At 50.4% G+C, this 15,986-nt stretch carries 15 protein-coding genes and 2 tRNA genes; 13 read left to right on the forward strand and 4 right to left on the reverse strand.

Features of this window, described 5'->3' with window-relative positions:
* Positions 1-17 precede the first annotated feature (17 nt).
* The 3 genes from QWI17_RS06960 to QWI17_RS06970 are packed head-to-tail and all read left to right on the forward strand — an operon-like array spanning position 18 to position 2,453.
* Positions 18-1,202, forward strand: a complete 1,185-nt coding sequence (locus QWI17_RS06960; RefSeq protein WP_302721797.1) for an SAM-dependent methyltransferase — start codon at positions 18-20, stop codon at positions 1,200-1,202.
* Positions 1,195-1,734: a DUF2878 domain-containing protein gene (locus tag QWI17_RS06965; RefSeq protein WP_302721798.1), complete on the forward strand. Its 540-nt coding sequence runs from the start codon at positions 1,195-1,197 to the stop codon at positions 1,732-1,734. The genes QWI17_RS06960 and QWI17_RS06965 overlap by 8 nt, the downstream gene beginning before the upstream one ends.
* Complete coding sequence (locus tag QWI17_RS06970; protein ID WP_302721799.1) at positions 1,731-2,453, forward strand: hypothetical protein; 723 nt, start codon at positions 1,731-1,733, stop codon at positions 2,451-2,453. Before QWI17_RS06965 ends, QWI17_RS06970 begins: the two co-directional genes overlap by 4 nt.
* Here QWI17_RS06970 and QWI17_RS06975 read toward each other — a convergent pair.
* Positions 2,416-2,709, reverse strand: coding sequence for an EscU/YscU/HrcU family type III secretion system export apparatus switch protein (locus QWI17_RS06975; protein WP_302721800.1), 294 nt, complete (start codon positions 2,707-2,709; stop codon positions 2,416-2,418). The genes QWI17_RS06970 and QWI17_RS06975 overlap by 38 nt on opposite strands.
* The gene (locus QWI17_RS06980) at positions 2,706-4,454 is read right to left on the reverse strand and encodes a hypothetical protein (protein WP_302721801.1); all 1,749 of its coding nucleotides are present in this window, start codon (positions 4,452-4,454) and stop codon (positions 2,706-2,708) included. Before QWI17_RS06980 ends, QWI17_RS06975 begins: the two co-directional genes overlap by 4 nt.
* Positions 4,455-4,602: 148 nt before the next feature.
* Between QWI17_RS06980 and ccmA the strand changes: the two genes are divergently transcribed.
* Genes ccmA through QWI17_RS07015 form a run of 7 tightly spaced genes read left to right on the forward strand, consistent with a single transcriptional unit; the run spans position 4,603 to position 9,942 of the window.
* Complete coding sequence (gene ccmA, locus QWI17_RS06985; RefSeq protein ID WP_302721802.1) at positions 4,603-5,274, forward strand: cytochrome c biogenesis heme-transporting ATPase CcmA; 672 nt, start codon at positions 4,603-4,605, stop codon at positions 5,272-5,274.
* Between the two features lie 52 nt (positions 5,275-5,326).
* On the forward strand, positions 5,327-5,962 hold the full coding sequence (gene ccmB, locus QWI17_RS06990; RefSeq protein WP_302722037.1) for a heme exporter protein CcmB: 636 nt from the start codon (positions 5,327-5,329) through the stop codon (positions 5,960-5,962).
* Positions 5,963-5,978: 16 nt separating this feature from the next.
* A complete protein-coding gene (gene ccmC / locus QWI17_RS06995; RefSeq protein ID WP_302721803.1) occupies positions 5,979-6,746 on the forward strand; it encodes a heme ABC transporter permease CcmC in 768 nt (255 codons plus the stop codon).
* Positions 6,733-6,951, forward strand: coding sequence for a heme exporter protein CcmD (ccmD, locus tag QWI17_RS07000; RefSeq protein ID WP_302721804.1), 219 nt, complete (start codon positions 6,733-6,735; stop codon positions 6,949-6,951). The genes ccmC and ccmD overlap by 14 nt, the downstream gene beginning before the upstream one ends.
* Positions 6,952-6,959: 8 nt before the next feature.
* The gene (ccmE, locus tag QWI17_RS07005) at positions 6,960-7,424 is read left to right on the forward strand and encodes a cytochrome c maturation protein CcmE (protein WP_302721805.1); all 465 of its coding nucleotides are present in this window, start codon (positions 6,960-6,962) and stop codon (positions 7,422-7,424) included.
* A complete protein-coding gene (locus tag QWI17_RS07010) occupies positions 7,414-9,402 on the forward strand; it encodes a heme lyase CcmF/NrfE family subunit (RefSeq protein WP_302721806.1) in 1,989 nt (662 codons plus the stop codon). Before ccmE ends, QWI17_RS07010 begins: the two co-directional genes overlap by 11 nt.
* The gene (locus QWI17_RS07015; protein ID WP_302721807.1) at positions 9,403-9,942 is read left to right on the forward strand and encodes a DsbE family thiol:disulfide interchange protein; all 540 of its coding nucleotides are present in this window, start codon (positions 9,403-9,405) and stop codon (positions 9,940-9,942) included. It abuts the gene before it with no gap.
* Between the two features lie 191 nt (positions 9,943-10,133).
* Here the strand turns inward: QWI17_RS07015 and QWI17_RS07020 are convergent.
* Both QWI17_RS07020 and QWI17_RS07025 read right to left on the reverse strand, forming a co-directional pair.
* Positions 10,134-10,210 (reverse strand) — tRNA-Asp (locus QWI17_RS07020).
* A 12-nt stretch (positions 10,211-10,222) separates the two neighbouring features.
* Positions 10,223-10,298 (reverse strand) — tRNA-Val (locus QWI17_RS07025).
* A 161-nt stretch (positions 10,299-10,459) separates the two neighbouring features.
* Here QWI17_RS07025 and QWI17_RS07030 point away from each other — a divergent pair.
* From QWI17_RS07030 to smc, 3 genes are all read left to right on the forward strand, one after another.
* Positions 10,460-10,927 carry a cytochrome c-type biogenesis protein gene (locus tag QWI17_RS07030; RefSeq protein WP_302721808.1) on the forward strand — a complete coding sequence of 156 codons (468 nt, stop codon included), beginning with the start codon at positions 10,460-10,462 and terminating at the stop codon, positions 10,925-10,927.
* A complete protein-coding gene (gene ccmI, locus QWI17_RS07035) occupies positions 10,924-12,177 on the forward strand; it encodes a c-type cytochrome biogenesis protein CcmI (protein ID WP_302721809.1) in 1,254 nt (417 codons plus the stop codon). Before QWI17_RS07030 ends, ccmI begins: the two co-directional genes overlap by 4 nt.
* Before the next feature lie 264 nt (positions 12,178-12,441).
* Entirely contained in the window at positions 12,442-15,954 is a 3,513-nt protein-coding gene (gene smc, locus QWI17_RS07040) for a chromosome segregation protein SMC (protein WP_302721810.1), read from the forward strand.
* Positions 15,955-15,986 lie beyond the last annotated feature (32 nt).

Genomic DNA, 15,986 nt, shown 5'->3' on the forward strand with positions numbered 1-15,986 from the left:
TCGCCAGAAAATTGGTTATGAGGCAGCTGGAAAAGCTACAGCTTGGGTGTCTTCGGATTCACGAAGGAGAGCACTGCTTCGAGTTTGGTGAAAATCCAGATTTCGCAAGTACAGTAGCTGATATTCATGTGCATGATTTTGCCGCTTATCGCGATGTTGCTTTTTCCGGGTCTGTAGGCTCCGGAGAGGCCTATATGTCGGGCTACTGGTCTTCGCCGAACCTTACCAACGTCGTGCGGATTTTTGTGATGAACCTATCGACGCTTGACTCTATGGATCAATCGCAGTCCTGGGCAAGCAAGATGGCACTGCGGGCTTTCAGCTTCCTTAACCGAAACTCCAAAGAAGGCGCGCGCAAGAATATAGGTGCTCACTACGATTTAAGTAACGAATTTTTCTCTTTGTTTCTTGATGAAAGAATGATGTATTCGTCAGCGATTTTCCCAAATGATGGCTATTCATTGTCTGAGGCGGCCACTCACAAGTTAAAGACTGTGTGTGATAAATTGCGACTCAAAGAGTCGGATCACTTGCTGGAGATAGGCACGGGGTGGGGTGGGCTAGCAATTTATGCTGCCAGCGAATACGGCTGTCGTGTGACAACCACAACGATATCTAAAGAGCAATACGATCAAGCGATATCTGCGGTTAAGAAACTGAAGCTAGATGGTAGGGTGAAAGTTCTATTGAACGATTACCGCGAGTTGAACGGAAGCTACGACAAATTGGTGTCAATTGAAATGATTGAAGCTGTCGGGCATGAAAACTATGCGGACTATTTTCGTCTATGCGGCAAGCTGTTGAAACCTGACGGGTTGATGCTGATTCAGGCCATCACGATAGCAGACCAACGGTACGAGTTGGCGAAAAACAGTGTCGATTTTATTCAACGCTATATATTCCCTGGCGGTGGGCTGCCGTCCACTCACAAAATCATGGAGTTAGTGGCACGTCATACGCCCATCAATTTAGTAGACTTTGAGGAGATTGGCCACCACTACGCCAAGACTTTAAAAATGTGGCGTGAGAGCTTTTGGAGCCGCATTGATGCCGTGCGTGACTTAGGCTTTGATGAGCGTTTTATTCGCATGTGGGATTACTATTTGTGCTATTGCGAGGGTGGCTTTATGGAGCGAACCATTGGTACAGGGCAGTACGTATTCGCAGGGCCAGAGTACAGGGTAGACTCACCAAATGAATAGACTCCCTTGGCTTTTTACTGCCGCAAATGTTCTCCTGTTTCAGGTGGGGTGGGCGGTGGCGGTTTTATTGGGCAGTAAATGGGCGCTGTGTTATACCGTTACAGCCAGCGCTTTACATTTCTGGAAAAGCCATTCTCCGAGATTTGATCTGCTCAGCGCTCTGTTGTTAGTTGTACTGGGCATTGTGCACGACAGCCTACTTTTGAATAGTGGCATCCTTATCATCGGTGAAGCTCGAGTGCCGCCTATCTGGCTCATGGCTATATGGTTTCTAATGGGATTAACGCTGAATCACAGTTTAAAGTTTATCTACGAAAGGTGGATTTGGTCTGCCGTACTGGGGTCTATGGGGAGTGTTTTCGCCTACTCCGCCGGAGTCAAACTAAGTGGCGCTAGTTGGGGCGTGTTTGGCTTTTGGGGGCTGGCATGTGTGGCAGCCTTGTGGGTTTTTGTGTTGCCGTTGCACAAAGTACTAATGTCCAATTATTTAGCTGGGCCTGGAAGAGTCGTCAATCGGGGTTCCGCTCAATGAGGTTTAATAAAGTTGCAGTGCTGGGTTTAACCTCTCTTTTGGCTATGTCATTGGTCTCCCAAGCCCGAGAAAATCAGTCAGACATTGCGGTTGCCGGATTTGCCTATGCAGACCAGGGCGATCAATGGCTCTACCGGGAAGACTACATTGTATTGCCTGACAATAGGGTAGAGGTAGTCTACTCAAATCAATCGGGAGATGTACTGGCAAGGAAGGTACTGGACTACAAAACTGGACTGACCACTCCCAGTTTTTACTTTCATGACAGTCGCTTCTCCGTGACTAAATCCGCTCAAGTAACCGACGCTCTAATTACCCTGAGCCTTAAAACCTCCGAGGGAGAAGAAAAAACAGTTTTGCAGCAAGAATCCAAGCAGGTGATTGATGCAGGTTTTACGCATTTTGTGCGCCAGCATTGGAATGAACTTCTCAATGATCAGGCAGTTGAATTTTTCTTCGCGCTGCCGAATCGCGGTGAAAACGTAGAGCTCGAAGTAAGAAAGGTTACCTGTGAGGGGGAGACTGTAGATGTATTGTGCTTTAGATTTGAGTTGGCAAATCGTTTCTTGGCGATGTTCGTTGACTCGATTGCTCTTGAATTTGATGAGGAAATGAGACTAACCCGCTACAGTGGTCGCTCGAACCTTTCTTCTGATGCCGGTAAAGATCAAGACGTGATTATTACCTATCAGTACTTTGACCAGGGGCAAACCCTTTAAGGTCATAGGCAAAGGCGATAATATAGGCGACGGCAATATAAAGTTTTTCAGGTATCTCATCTCCAAGCTCAAGAGTAAGTAAAAACTCCACCAGTGATTTATTATCACACAGAGGAACATCGTGTTCTTTGGCAATGTCTATTATCTCTTGCGCTATGCTACCCGAACCTTTTGCACTTAGCACAGGTGAGCTCTCACCATCATAATATAGCGCCACAGCTTGTAAAAGCTCCTGATGATTTTCGCTGTCGCTCATGTTTTTACATCCACTAAATTGTAGCTAAGCTCGTTGGCTCTTCCCGCCGGTTTACCTTGATAGTAATTGACATTAGATAATATGACGCCAGCAGATTTCATTGCCTTGCTAACGGTGTCGAGTTTGGTCTTCGCTTCGTCCAGAATTTTATTGTTTTGAGCCCAGATGCCTAAGCCGATTTGTTCGTTGAAATAACGCATATGAATATACAGATCCCCAATGGCGTCGGTATTAATATGTAATTTGACTAACCATGATCGCGCTGTGCTTGGGCTATCGGGCTGTGGTTCATTCTCCTGTTCTTCAAAACTAATACGAGCGTGGTCTGTGTGCTCTCCCCAGCGCACGGGTAAATCAACGGAGAAGTGGCTACCCGGGCTTGCCGGTTCACCCGCGCGCAGGGTTGCAGTGTCCGCGCCGACTTGTTGTCCCCGAATCTTAGCCAGACTGTTCAGGGTTAGCTGATGCGTTAGTAGGATAAGCTGCGTTTGCAGTGTGGCAGAGTCAGCAGTGCTGATTCTGGCTGTGCCTCCATACAGTAGCGCTTGAGAAAGTGATGGCGTTAGTTGTCGTATATCCAACAGCTCAGGCTTCACAGAAGTTGTTGAACCCGGTATCGGACCAGAGCTTGCGCCAAGCGATGTTGTGGTACTTGGCGGAGCTACTCCAGGCAATGGGGGGTGACCGGCAGTATGTGTACTTTGCAAATTCCTAACGATTTGGCTGATAGCGTCTGTGTTTGGTTGTGGTTGTGGTTGTGGTTGTGGTTGTGGCCGGCCTTTGCTGGCTGTGTTCATCATCGGCCCCTGATTCTGAAGGCCGGGCATGTTCGATGCGACTAGATGAGCCAATTTTAACAGAATCGCTTTGCGATCCGACCCTAACAGTAAATTTAGGTTCGAGCTGGGCGATGCAGTTTGGGTTTTTGCCAAATTTGATTCGAAGAAGGAACCACTGTTGTTTATCAGTTGTTTGGCTTGAGCTCCGAGCGAGTCTCTGGGAGTTTGTTTGATTTGCTCCGTGGATAGCGAAAGCTTCGCCAGATCTTTTAGCGCGCTATCTATGCCCGCTGTCAATTTGTTTCTTGGCAAGAGCTTAATGAGTTGTTGCAGGGGTTGTGTCTGTTGCTCAATGCTGCTTGAGTGCAGTCGCGGAATGATTTCCCGAAGCGTCTGATTGAGGGCCGCAGGCTCTGCGGCGGTGGCACGGGTTGCGGTAGCGTTTAAAGCACTTGTATTAGGCAATGGCGCAGGGGCAACTCGCTCAGCGCCTGCGGCCTTCGCGGCCTCTAAATGAGTGGTATTGGAACCCGGGGCGATTGGTTTACCGTTTTCACTGGCAATAACTAATTGTTGGGGGCCGGCGCGGGTTACCAAAACCGCGTCTCCCTTAGTGACAGGTAGACTGCTCAGCAGAGCTACCTGACGAGCTTGTATGGCAACGTTAATTAGACGCAGGGCGGGCTGGCTTAGCAGCGAACTTGCCAGTGCGGGCTTTACGGTTACGCTGCTTGAGGGGGCGGCCTGCGGCTTGGTTGGCAGTGGTTCGGCCGATGCTTTTGCGGTTGCCTGCGACTGCAGAAAACTCCGCTCTTGGAGAGAAAGGGCCCTAACGCTGGTCACTTGCGCGGCAACAGACTGGCCTAGCTTCAGTGATAGACCCGAGAGCAGCTTTGCAAGGTTAGGCGTGCCTTCTGGAGGTTTGACAGAGGGTTTACCGTGTAACTGGGTGAAATCTATCGGCATATTCGTCCTGATAGCGTATCAAAATATTTCTTTGTATTGCGCTGGGTAAACTTTTGCCTCGCGGGGCTATATAATCGGCGCGCAGTTATAGGTATAGTCGGCCATTGTTCAGTTAAGTTGAGCCGCTATGTCTACAGTGGCACCCACAATGACGGAAGCTAATTTTTTGCAAGCCAGTTTGTCGATTAATAGTATCAGCTGTGAGCGGGATGAACGAATATTGTTCAAAAACCTCTCGTTTCGCTGTGATTCCGGCAGTCTCCTGCAAATATTGGGCTTTAACGGGGCGGGTAAAACGACGCTATTGCATACCTTGTGTGGGTTAAGACCCGCCGCAGAAGGCGAAATTCAGTGGCTAGGCACGAGTATTTTGCAAAACCTTGCCGAATATCGTCGATCACTCTTTTTTTTGGGGCATCAGGCGCCGGTTAAAGGGCATTTGACGGTTCGCGAGAATGTTGAATGGTTAAAGGCTCTGCATGGCTCGAACCCCAGTGGTTCCGTCGATGACGCCCTGGAGCAAGTCGATCTGGGGGCCTACAGTGATACTGCCTGTTACAGCCTATCGGCAGGTCAAAGGCGGAGAGTTGCGCTGGCGCAGTTGTACTTAAACCAGTGCCCATTATGGGTGCTGGACGAGCCCTTTACAGCCATAGACAAGGCTGGCGTGTCCAGGCTAAGCGAGCGGATATCAGAGCACAGCGAAAGGGGCGGTATTGTGGTACTGACATCGCATCAGCCCATTGAACTTAGCGACGTTAACCTCCTGGACATATCTCGGTTTCAGCCATCGCCAGAGGAGCAGCTTTACTGTGGCTGATGCGCGTGTAGTTAGTATCTGGCGGGGCTCCAAAGCGATTTTTTGGCGCGATATGCGGCTTATTTGGCGTCACCGTAGCGATATCGTCAACCCGGTAGTGTTCTACCTAATTGGCATTACCATGTTGCCTTTGGGGATCGACGCCTCACGCCAACTTTTGGCTGCAATTGCTCCGGGCATGTTGTGGATTATGGCCATGCTGGCAACACTACTGTCTCTGGACGCTTTGTTTCGTTCAGATTTTGAAGATGGCAGTTTGATTCAGTTTCAGCTGTCTGATCAACCGTTGTATCTCACGGTACTGGGCAAAGTTTTTGCCTACTGGCTGAGCACAGGTTTGCCATTAACCCTTATAGCACCGATTTTAGGACTAATGCTGTCTTTGCCGGCAGATGGTTATTGGGCGCTGGTATTTACCTTAATACCCGGGACCGCGGTTTTAGCTCTGGTAGGCGCCTTGGGTGCAGCTTTAACCGTGTGCCTACGCAGCGGTGGGCTGGTTATGACCTTAATCATTATGCCACTGTATTTGCCCGTTTTGATTATTGGCTCCAGCGCTGTTTCTAATGCAGTTGCGGGTTTTGGCTACCAGCGTGAATTGGCACTGCTTGGGGCGGGCTTGGCATTGGCTCTAATTATAATGCCTCCGGCGATTGCCGGGGCGCTCAAAATTTCATCCAATCAATAGAGTTGGAGGTACACTTTTGGCTTGGCAATGGTTTCACAGGCTCGGTTCGCCGCGTTGGTTCTACGAAAAATCAAATCGCTGGCTTACGTGGCTCATACCCCTGACGCTAGTGCTACTGGCCACTGGGTTTATATGGGGACTGGCATTTGCGCCGATTGATGCGAAGCAGGGCAACAGCTACCGCATTATCTTTATTCACATGCCGGCAGCGGTCGTCGCATTGGCCGGTTATTATGTAATGGCGATTGCCGGCGGCATAGGCTTGATTTGGCGAATGAAGCTACCGCTAATGATGATGAAGTCTGCGGCTCCTGTAGGCGCTGTCCTGACAGCCTTGACATTGATTACCGGATCGCTGTGGGGGCACCCGACCTGGGGTACATTCTGGGAGTGGGACGCACGTAACATTTTCATGTTGATATTACTGTTCCTCTATTTGGGCATAGTACTGCTAGGGTCGGTGTACCCATCACGCGATGCCGCCGATAAAGCCTGCGCGCTGTTGGCTCTGGTGGGGACCGTCAATGTGCCCATCATTTATAAGTCTGTCGACTGGTGGTACAGCCTGCACCAGCCAGCCAGCATTAAATTTACCGGCGAAAGCAGTATATACAGCTCTATGCTGTACCCACTACTAATCAGTGTTTTGGGATATTACTGTTTATTTTCTCTGGCTTTAATTTTGTATACGCGCCATGAAATTTTAGTGCGCGAAGCTCGTACCAAGTGGGTTAAAGATCTATTGCCGCTACACAGCAAAGGAGGTAGAAGTGCCAGCCTTTAAGTTCGAATCTCTGGCAGATTTCCTGTACATGAGTGGCCACGGTATCTATGTCTGGTCCTGTACCGCTATAGCTGTAGTCTTATTAGGGGGGCTGATTCTCCACCCACTGTGGCTGCAAAAGCGCCAGTTTAAAAAAATGCGCTCGCAGCAAGCGTTAATCGATGCGCAAGCAATCAAGCATCAACAAGTGAATAACAACACCTAGGTAGAAGTATGCATCCAGTACGTAAACAACGTTTATTTATAGTGCTGGCCATCGTGGCCTTGTCCTCGCTGGCCATTGGTCTGTTAGTGTACGCGCTCAGTGAAAATATTAACCTTTTTTATCCGCCGGCAAAATTTAGCGCCAACGAGGTGCCGCGCGATGTCAGGGTGCGGGCAGGTGGTTGCGTTGAACCAGGTTCCGTAGTACGTGAATCAGACTCTCTACAGGTCAGCTTCTGGCTGGTGGATGGCAGTGGTCGTTTAAAGGTTAGCTACGACGGTATTTTGCCCGATCTTTTTGCAGAAGGAGAGGCTGCAGTGGTCAACGGGGCCTGGGAACACGATGATGTCTTCTATGCGGATCAAGTGCTGGCAAAACACGACGAAAACTATATGCCTCCAGAGGTGGCTGAAGCCATGAATAACGGAGAGAAACATCAGGCAACCTGCGAGGAAGCTAAATATGGTTCCTGAATTGGGTCACTTTGCGTTGATTATTGCTTTGGCTCTGAGTGCAGGGTTATTTGTGTTGCCGCTCTGGGGGGCTTTTAAAGGCAATGCGATCTTAATGCACACGGGGCGATCGTTAGCCACTGGCCAGTTTGTAATGATCAGCGTAGCGCTGGTGTGTTTGGGCTACGCCTTTTTACACGATGACTTTTCCGTATCGTATGTGGCTGGGCACTCCAACTCTTTAATGCCGGTGTATTACAAAATCAGTGCAATCTGGGGTGGGCACGAAGGATCCTTGTTGTTATGGATTTTTATGTTGTCAGGCTGGACGTTCGCCATTGCGTTATTGAGTCGCTCTCTACCGCTGGATATGCAGGCTCGGGTCCTCGCGGTTATGGGGTTTGTGGCGACGGGTTTCGCCTTATTTATATTGTTGACCTCTAACCCGTTTGACAGAATTTTGCCGATGGCCCCGCTCGAAGGATCTGATCTTAATCCTCTGCTGCAGGACCCCGGTCTAATTTTTCATCCGCCTCTACTTTATATGGGGTATGTAGGCTTTAGCACCGTGTTTGCGTTTGCAATAGCGGCACTGCTAACCGGCAAGCTTGATACGGCATGGGCTCGCTGGTCTCGCCCCTGGGCGACCACGGCGTGGGCTTTTTTAACGTTGGGTTTGGCACTAGGCAGCTGGTGGGCCTACTACGAGTTAGGCTGGGGCGGTTGGTGGTTTTGGGATCCGGTTGAAAACGCCGCGTTTATGCCGTGGCTCGTCGGCACAGCGCTTATACATTCCTTGGCCGTGACGGAAAAGCGAGGCTTTTTTAAGAGTTGGACTATATTGCTGGCCATATTTGCTTTCTCGTTGAGCCTGCTGGGAACCTTTTTGGTGCGCTCCGGCGTTCTCAATTCGATTCATGCTTTTGCCAATGACCCCGAGCGAGGCTTATTCGTACTTGGTTTTCTCGGTGTCGTTGTTGGGGGCTCTTTGTTGCTGTTTGCATTAAGGGCACCGGTTGTCAAATCGAGGCCAGGGTTTAGTCTGTTTTCGCGTGAGGCCCTATTGCTTGCCAATAATGTCCTGCTGGTAATCAGTATGGTGACCGTACTATTTGGCACTTTATTTCCGCTCATAGCAGATGCATTAAAATTAGGTAAGTACTCGGTCGGGGCGCCATATTTTAATTTAACGTTTACACCGTTTATTACTCTGGTTTGTTTGCTAATGGGTGTCGCACCTTTCAGTCGCTGGAAACGGAGTTCAGGCAGTGCAATTCGGGCCGCCTTAAAAGTTCCTCTGGTTGCGGCAGCGCTAATGGCTATAATCGTTCCGCCAATTTTGGGCGGTTACACCGCGATTGCTGTGGCGGCTGCGTTTATTGGCTCGTGGGTGTTTGTGACAACCTGGACCGACTTATTCGTTAAGTCCAACCATAGGCTTGGGTTGAGAAAGGGCTTGTCGCAGTTAAGTTTGAGTTATTGGGGAATGGTTTTTGCCCACACTGGAATTGCATTCGCCGTATTGGGGGTTGGTTTTACAACCCAGTACAGTGACGAGCAGAAAGTTCGTATGTCGGTGGGGGAGCCAGTTCAAGTCGCCGGCCGAGAGTTTACCCTGGAATCGCTAACAAAGGTGCAGGGACCAAACTATGTCGCCGACGAGGCGCTGGTGGTTATGCGCAAAGATGGCAAGCTTATCCGCGAGTTTAAACCGCAAAAGCGTCGTTACCTCGCCAGTGGCCAAATCATGACCGAAGTGGCTATATCGCCTGGCTTTTGGCGTGACATCTATATTGCGGTAGGCGAATCGGAAAATATTTCGCCCAATACTCGTCCCATGCGCATTCACTATAATGCTTTTGTACGCTGGATATGGTTGGGCGCACTATTAATGGCGCTTGGCGGATTATTAGCTGTTGTCGATAAACGTTACAGAAAGAGGGTGCCGCAAAATGTGGGCGCGGTGAGTACACAATCAACTTCGGTGGAGGCAAGTTAAATGGGGCGCTTTAAACTGTTCTTGCCTTTGATTGCTTTGGTTGTGTTGTTGCCTCTTTTTTACGTGGGCTTAAAGTTAGACCCTACGGCCATGCCTTCAGCGCTGGTGGGAAACTCCGTTCCTGAATACTCATTGTCGCTGGTGAGTAACGAACAGCAAAGCGCTTCGAACGAAGACTTGAAAGGGCAGGTCACCCTGTTAAATGTATGGGCTACCTGGTGCTTTGCCTGCAAAGCGGAGCATCCTTATCTCAATAAATTGTCGCAGCAAGGAGTCAACATTGTAGGGGTCAACTACAAGGATGATCGCAATGCGGCTAAGAAGTGGTTGCGTGAACTACACGATCCTTATCTATACAGTCTGTACGACAATGAAGGCCGCTTAGGGTTGGAGCTGGGTGTAACAGGCGCTCCGGAAACATATTTGATCGATAGCGAGGGCGTCGTGCGCTATCGCCATATTGGGGTGGTCGATGAACGAGTGTGGAGCCAAATCCTAAAGCCCCTGTACGAACAGTTTACGGCGACAGCATCTAACTAGAAGGACTATCCTGCCTATTTGTTATTCGCACCATCCGTGGTGCTCCTCCTTCGGTCAGCCTTAGACTTTGCTCATTTGCTCTCGGCGAATGAGTCGAACACCGCTTCGCGGGTTCATCGTCCCGTCCTGTGGGCTGCGGTATTTTTAACGGGCATAAAAAAGGCCCCACACAGTGGAGCCTTTCTAAATAGTGGCGGACCGGACGGGACTCGAACCCGCGACCTCCGGCGTGACAGGCCGGCATTCTAACCAGCTGAACTACCGGTCCGCAATCCTGAGTTGGTGGGTGGTACAGGGATCGAACCTGTGACCCTCGCCTTGTAAGGGCGATGCTCTCCCAGCTGAGCTAACCACCCCCGTTCAGGAGATGCGTATTCTAATGAAATCGAGGTTGAGGTCAACCACTTTTTTAAATTTTTCTTACAAATGCCTGAAGTCTTGATTGCCTTTGGTTGTTGGGCTCGCACAGGTATGGGCACGCAGGTATACTTCGGGCTGAATTTCGGGAAAGAATCATATGCGATTAGTGTTATTTTTATTGGGCTGTTTATTGGCCGGTTCTAGCTTGGCAGAGCAAATTTACCAATTCGATGACCCGGTTGATCGGGCACGTTTCAAACAGTTTAATGAAGAGTTGCGTTGCCCTCAGTGTCAAAACCAGAATCTGGCCGGCTCTGACTCCATTGTTTCAGAGAGTGTACGGCAAGATTTGTACGAACAGATATTGGCTGGACGTAGCGATAAAGAAATTACCGATGACATGGTTCGCCGTTACGGCAACTATATACTGTACAAGCCTCCATTTAAGCCAGCAACGGCAGCGCTGTGGTTGTCCCCACTCATTCTTTTGGGTATTGGCAGTTTCGTGCTTTGGCGGATGGTGCGCCGACGAGCCCGGAGCGACGACGGAGAGCTATCGGCTGCCGATGAAGACGCGGTAAACCAACTGGTGAAAAAGTACAGCGATAAGCAGGTGCCAAAATGAGTGTATTAGTTGCAGGCGCTTGTATTTTGTTGCTCGGCGCGGCAGTTACGGTACTTTGGCCTATGTGGCGCTATCGCGCAACTGACCAGGCCGTTGTGGTCGATGACTCGGCACGAGAAGCCGAGAACGTTGCTTTGTACCTAGAGCATATGCGGGAACTCGATGCTGATCTGGCGTCTGATCGTATCGAAGAAGCGCAACATGGAAAATTGGTAGCCGAACTCAAACGAAACCTTCTCGCCGACCAGAAAGGTGGGGGGGCCAAAGTGGTCAGTGGCGCGAGCAGTAGCCTCATTCTGGCGGCTGGAGTGATTTTGCTCTGTGTCTTCAGCATATGGTTATATCTGGCACAAGGGTTCAGTGGTGACGTACTTTTTACCGAGCTTCAGGCAAAAGTCTCCGATCACAATATGGCCGCCCTTAGACAGGGGAAGCAGCCTGACATAACCCCCACGCTTGAGCTAATTGATACCCTGCGCGAGCGTATTAAGACCAAACCAGATAACCCACAGTATTGGTACTTGCTTGGGCGCTACGGCAATCAGGTAGGCCAGTATGATACTGCGGTAGAGGGCTTCCGTGGTGCCTACGAACTGGCCCTCAATGATCCCGGTTTGGCGTCACAACTGGCCCAGGCGCTCTTTTTCGCCAACGGGAATCGCATGAATTCTGAAATTAGCTTTTTAGTTGACCGAGCTTTGACATCAGACCCTGACGATACTACGGCTCGCGGACTTGCCGGTATTGAAGCATTTGCGGCTCAGGATTTTCGGGCCGCTATCGAACACTGGCAAAGAGCGGTAGATTTAACACCAGTCGGAGCCTCTGGACGAGAGGCGTTGTTGGCCGGTATTGCCCGTGCCAAACAGGAGTTAGGGGGTGATTCAGCGGCAGCGGCGACAGTCAAAAGTTGGCGCGTTCCTGTCGCGGTGTCTATGGCCGATGATTTAGTAGTACCACCCAACGCGACCTTATTTGTTTTTGTCAGAGAGTACCAGGGTAGCCCCATGCCTCTTGCGGCAAAGCGCTTGCAGGACGTTAAGTTTCCATTGTCAATTATAATTGATGAAACAATGGCCATGACAACTACTGACCGTTTGGCTTCTGGTGGAGCGGTTGAGGTCGTTGCACGCCTGTCAAAAAGCGGTGGGGCAATGGCTCAGCCGGGTGATTTGGAGGGACGCGTGGGCCCCGTAGACTTGTCAGAGTTAACGGGCCAGATCGATGTCCGTATCGATCATTCACTTTGATTCTGACGCCATGTGGAGCCATTTGTTCGCTTTTCGATCAAACGTCTAAAAATTACCCGTGACAGCACATTTTCTTTGAAAATTGCTCTGTCATTCAGGTGTAATGCATTGTGCAAGTGTGTAAAATTTCGCTTTTGCGTGGGCGTGATTGTTAGGCCCTAGGGCGTAGGTCATCACCGTCCAGGGATTGGAATCATCTGACGTTTGTCGCACCTAAGAAATCGAGCTGCCAATTTCCGGTGGCATAATGAGTGACATGGACCTATGCGGTTAAAATGTATCAAATTGGCGGGGTTTAAGTCTTTTGTTGACCCTACAACGGTAAATTTTCCCAGTAATTTATGTGCCGTAGTCGGCCCGAATGGGTGCGGCAAGTCAAATATCATCGACGCCGTGCGTTGGGTCATGGGGGAATCGTCCGCCAAAAACCTGCGCGGCGAGTCTATGACGGATGTTATTTTTAACGGTTCCGGTGGCCGCAAACCAGTAGGCCAAGCCTCCATTGAGCTGGTTTTCGACAACAGTGACGGCTCCTTACTGGGCGAGTACGCAGCCTTTACCGAAATCTCTATCAAGCGCAAAGTAAGCCGGGACGCCCAAAATATCTATTATCTCAACGGCGCAAAGTGTCGCCGTAGGGATATTACTGACATTTTCCTGGGCACCGGTCTTGGACCGCGCAGCTATGCCATTATCGAACAGGGCATGATATCTCGCTTGATTGAAGCGAAACCCGAAGAGCTGCGCGTATACATCGAAGAGGCGGCGGGAATCTCTAAGTACAAGGAGCGTCGGCGTGACACCGAAAACCGGATGCGTCGAACCCATGAAAACCTTGAGCGTTTAACCGATATCCGAGAAGAACTTGAGCGCCAGCTTTCTCGTTTAGAGCGGCAGGCACAAGCGGCAGAGAAATATACCGAGTACAAGAAGCAAGAACGCGGCCTAAAAGCCCAGGTTCAGGCTCTAAAATATCGGGACCTAGACGCCCAGGCTCAGTCCAAACAGTCGGCCATTCGCGACCTCGAAGTCAAGATGGAATCGTTCGTCACCGACCAGGTCAGCAAAGACACTCAAATCGAGAAATACAGAACGCAGTACACGGAACTTGGCGACAAATTTAACGAAGTTCAGGGGCGTTTCTACTCTATTGGCGCAGACATTGCCCGAATAGAGCAAAGTATTAAACACGCTGAAGAGCGTAATCGGCAGCTGCAAACAGACGTAGAGCGTACCGACCGTGAAGCCCGTGAAGTGAAAGATCGGTTGCAAACAGACACTGAGCGCGAGCAGCTTTGGCAGGCAGAACTGCTGGAGATTGAGCCGGAGCTAGAAATGATAGAGGCCGCGGAGCAGTCGTCAGGAGACCTGTTGCAAGAAGCGGAAGAACTGATGCAGAGCTGGCAGAGCGACTGGGATCAGTTTAATCAGCGCGCGGCAGAACCGCGTCAACGAGCCGAAGTACAGCAGTCCAGAATCCAGCATTTGGAGCAGGTGCAACAGCGCTTATTGGTACGAATTGAAAAACTCGAGGAAGAAAAGCGAGGCCTGGGTGAAGACCTCGGGCAAGATGACGAAATCGACATACTTCGGGAGGAGATGGTCGAGCTGGAGCTGGAGCTCGAGTCGACGCGCGAAAAAAGCGACGATTATGTGACAACTTTGGAAAACAAGCGGTCAGAAAATCGTCAACTCTCAGATGAGCTCGACCGTCAGCGCGGCGCCCTGCAAAGCATGCGCGGCCGTCACGCCTCTTTGGAGGCGCTGCAACAAGCCGCCTTAGGTGAAAAGAACAAGGCGGTGAGCGAGTGGCTGGAAGCGCAGTCTCTGGTTGATGCACCGCGTGTGGCGGAACAAATTACCGCTCGTAACGGTTGGGATACTGCGCTCGAGACGGTACTGGGTAATACCCTACAAGCCGTGTGCGTAGACGGTGTCGACCGCGTTGTCGGGACCATAGAAGGACTGAGCCAGGGAGAGCTGATTTTACTGGACTCAAACGCTCAAAGTGATACCGCCCAGTTCAGCAAAGCGGAAACGTTGGCCAGTCATGTCGAGGCACAATGGGACATTAAAGGGCTGCTCGGTGGTATATATGTGGCCGATAGTCTTAGTGATGCTCTCGCTATTCGCAGTACCCTGAGCGCCGGTGAGTCCGTCGTGACCAAAGAGGGCATTTGGTTGAGCGCGCACTGGATAAAAGTGGCACGAGAAACCGATGCCAGCGCCGGTGTTATTGCACGCCGACAGGAGCTGGAAACGCTGAGCGAAGATATTGCCGCTAGTGAGCAGTCAGTAGAAGACTTAGCCATAAAACTGGAACAAAACCGCGAAGCGATTAAAAATACCGAAAGCGAGCGAGAGCAGCAGCGCCGTGAATTGGATCGCCTAAATGCTCGTCACAGCGAGCTGCGTTCCAATATTAGCGCCAAACAGGTCAAGGTAGAGCAGCTTGGCGAGCGCAAATCCCGGCTTAATCGTGACGTTGATGATGCGCGCGAGCAAATGGAGCAAGAGGCCGAGCAACTGGCTGAAGCGCGCACCATATTAAGTGACGCCATCGAGTCAATGGAAGCCGATACGCAAGAGCGCGAAACCTTACTCGCCACGCGTGACAATTTGCGCGGCAAGCTCGATGGAGCCCGGCAAAAGGCTCGTCATGACAAAGACAAGGCGCACGAGTTGCAATTGCGAGCATCATCACTGAATACGCAAATCGATAGTATTAAGCTTAATATTGCCCGAATGCTGGAGCAAAGCGAGGCGCTAGAAGAACGACGTGAGCAACTCGCTAAGTCTATGAGCGAGAATCGCGATCCAGCTGAAGAAAATAAGCTGGAGCTAGAGGCCGCGTTAGCGAAGCGAATTTCGGTCGAAGAAGAGCTTAGCGAATCTCGCCGGGCTCTTGAAACGGTAGAGCATGACTTGCGAGAAGCCGAGCAATCACGCAACCGGGCAGAGCAGGAAGTTCAGGCCGTACGGTCCCATCTGGAGCAAGAGCGGCTGGCCGCGCAGACCTTTGAAGTGCAGCGCAAAACATTGGCTGATCAGTTGGCCGAGGATAACTACGATTTAGAGAGTCTTTTGCAGAGCATTCCAGAAGATGCAGAAATCAAGCCTCTTGAGCTCGAGCTTGAACAAATCGCGGCCAGAGTTTCTCGTCTTGGCGCCATTAACCTTGCCGCTATTGATGAGTACAAGTCTGAATCGGAGCGGAAAAATTATTTAGATGCGCAAAACGAAGACTTAATGGAAGCTTTGGAAACACTTGAAAATGCCATTAAAAAAATCGACCGTGAAACACGTACGCGCTTTAGAGAAACCTTCGATAAGGTAAATACTGGGCTACAGGAACTCTTTCCTAAAGTGTTTGGTGGTGGCCACGCTTATTTGGAATTAACCGGCGAGGATTTGCTCGATACCGGCATCGCTATCATGGCCCGCCCGCCGGGTAAGCGCAACAGTACCATTCATTTGTTGTCCGGTGGTGAGAAAGCGCTTACCGCAATCGCTTTGGTATTCTCAATTTTCCGTCTGAATCCAGCCCCATTCTGCATGCTGGATGAGGTGGACGCGCCACTGGATGATGCCAACGTTGGCCGTTATGCCCGGATGGTTGAAGAAATGTCTGAACATGTACAGTTTATTTATATTACCCACAACAAAATTGCCATGGAAATGGCGCATCAGTTGATGGGTGTGACTATGCACGAGCCCGGCGTTTCGCGCCTGGTTACTGTAGATGTTGATGAGGCCGCCGAACTCGCTGCGGTATAACTGTTAATAAATTTATGAAGATGCTGGATAGG

Source organism: Gilvimarinus gilvus (assembly GCF_030518155.1).
In the GTDB taxonomy this organism is placed as follows: Bacteria; Pseudomonadota; Gammaproteobacteria; order Pseudomonadales; family Cellvibrionaceae; genus Gilvimarinus; species Gilvimarinus gilvus.

Bases quoted from the DNA above. Each gene is read 5' to 3' on its own strand.
- QWI17_RS06960 (WP_302721797.1), top strand. From the start codon at position 18: ATGAGGCAGCTGGAAAAGCTACAGCTTGGGTGTCTTCGGATTCACGAA.
- QWI17_RS06965 (WP_302721798.1), top strand. From the start codon at position 1,195: ATGAATAGACTCCCTTGGCTTTTTACTGCCGCAAATGTTCTCCTGTTT.
- QWI17_RS06970 (WP_302721799.1), top strand. From the start codon at position 1,731: ATGAGGTTTAATAAAGTTGCAGTGCTGGGTTTAACCTCTCTTTTGGCT.
- QWI17_RS06975 (WP_302721800.1), bottom strand. From the start codon at position 2,709: ATGAGCGACAGCGAAAATCATCAGGAGCTTTTACAAGCTGTGGCGCTA.
- QWI17_RS06980 (WP_302721801.1), bottom strand. From the start codon at position 4,454: ATGCCGATAGATTTCACCCAGTTACACGGTAAACCCTCTGTCAAACCT.
- ccmA (WP_302721802.1), top strand. From the start codon at position 4,603: ATGACGGAAGCTAATTTTTTGCAAGCCAGTTTGTCGATTAATAGTATC.
- ccmB (WP_302722037.1), top strand. From the start codon at position 5,327: ATGCGGCTTATTTGGCGTCACCGTAGCGATATCGTCAACCCGGTAGTG.
- ccmE (WP_302721805.1), top strand. From the start codon at position 6,960: ATGCATCCAGTACGTAAACAACGTTTATTTATAGTGCTGGCCATCGTG.
- QWI17_RS07010 (WP_302721806.1), top strand. From the start codon at position 7,414: ATGGTTCCTGAATTGGGTCACTTTGCGTTGATTATTGCTTTGGCTCTG.
- QWI17_RS07015 (WP_302721807.1), top strand. From the start codon at position 9,403: ATGGGGCGCTTTAAACTGTTCTTGCCTTTGATTGCTTTGGTTGTGTTG.
- QWI17_RS07030 (WP_302721808.1), top strand. From the start codon at position 10,460: ATGCGATTAGTGTTATTTTTATTGGGCTGTTTATTGGCCGGTTCTAGC.
- ccmI (WP_302721809.1), top strand. From the start codon at position 10,924: ATGAGTGTATTAGTTGCAGGCGCTTGTATTTTGTTGCTCGGCGCGGCA.
- smc (WP_302721810.1), top strand. From the start codon at position 12,442: ATGCGGTTAAAATGTATCAAATTGGCGGGGTTTAAGTCTTTTGTTGAC.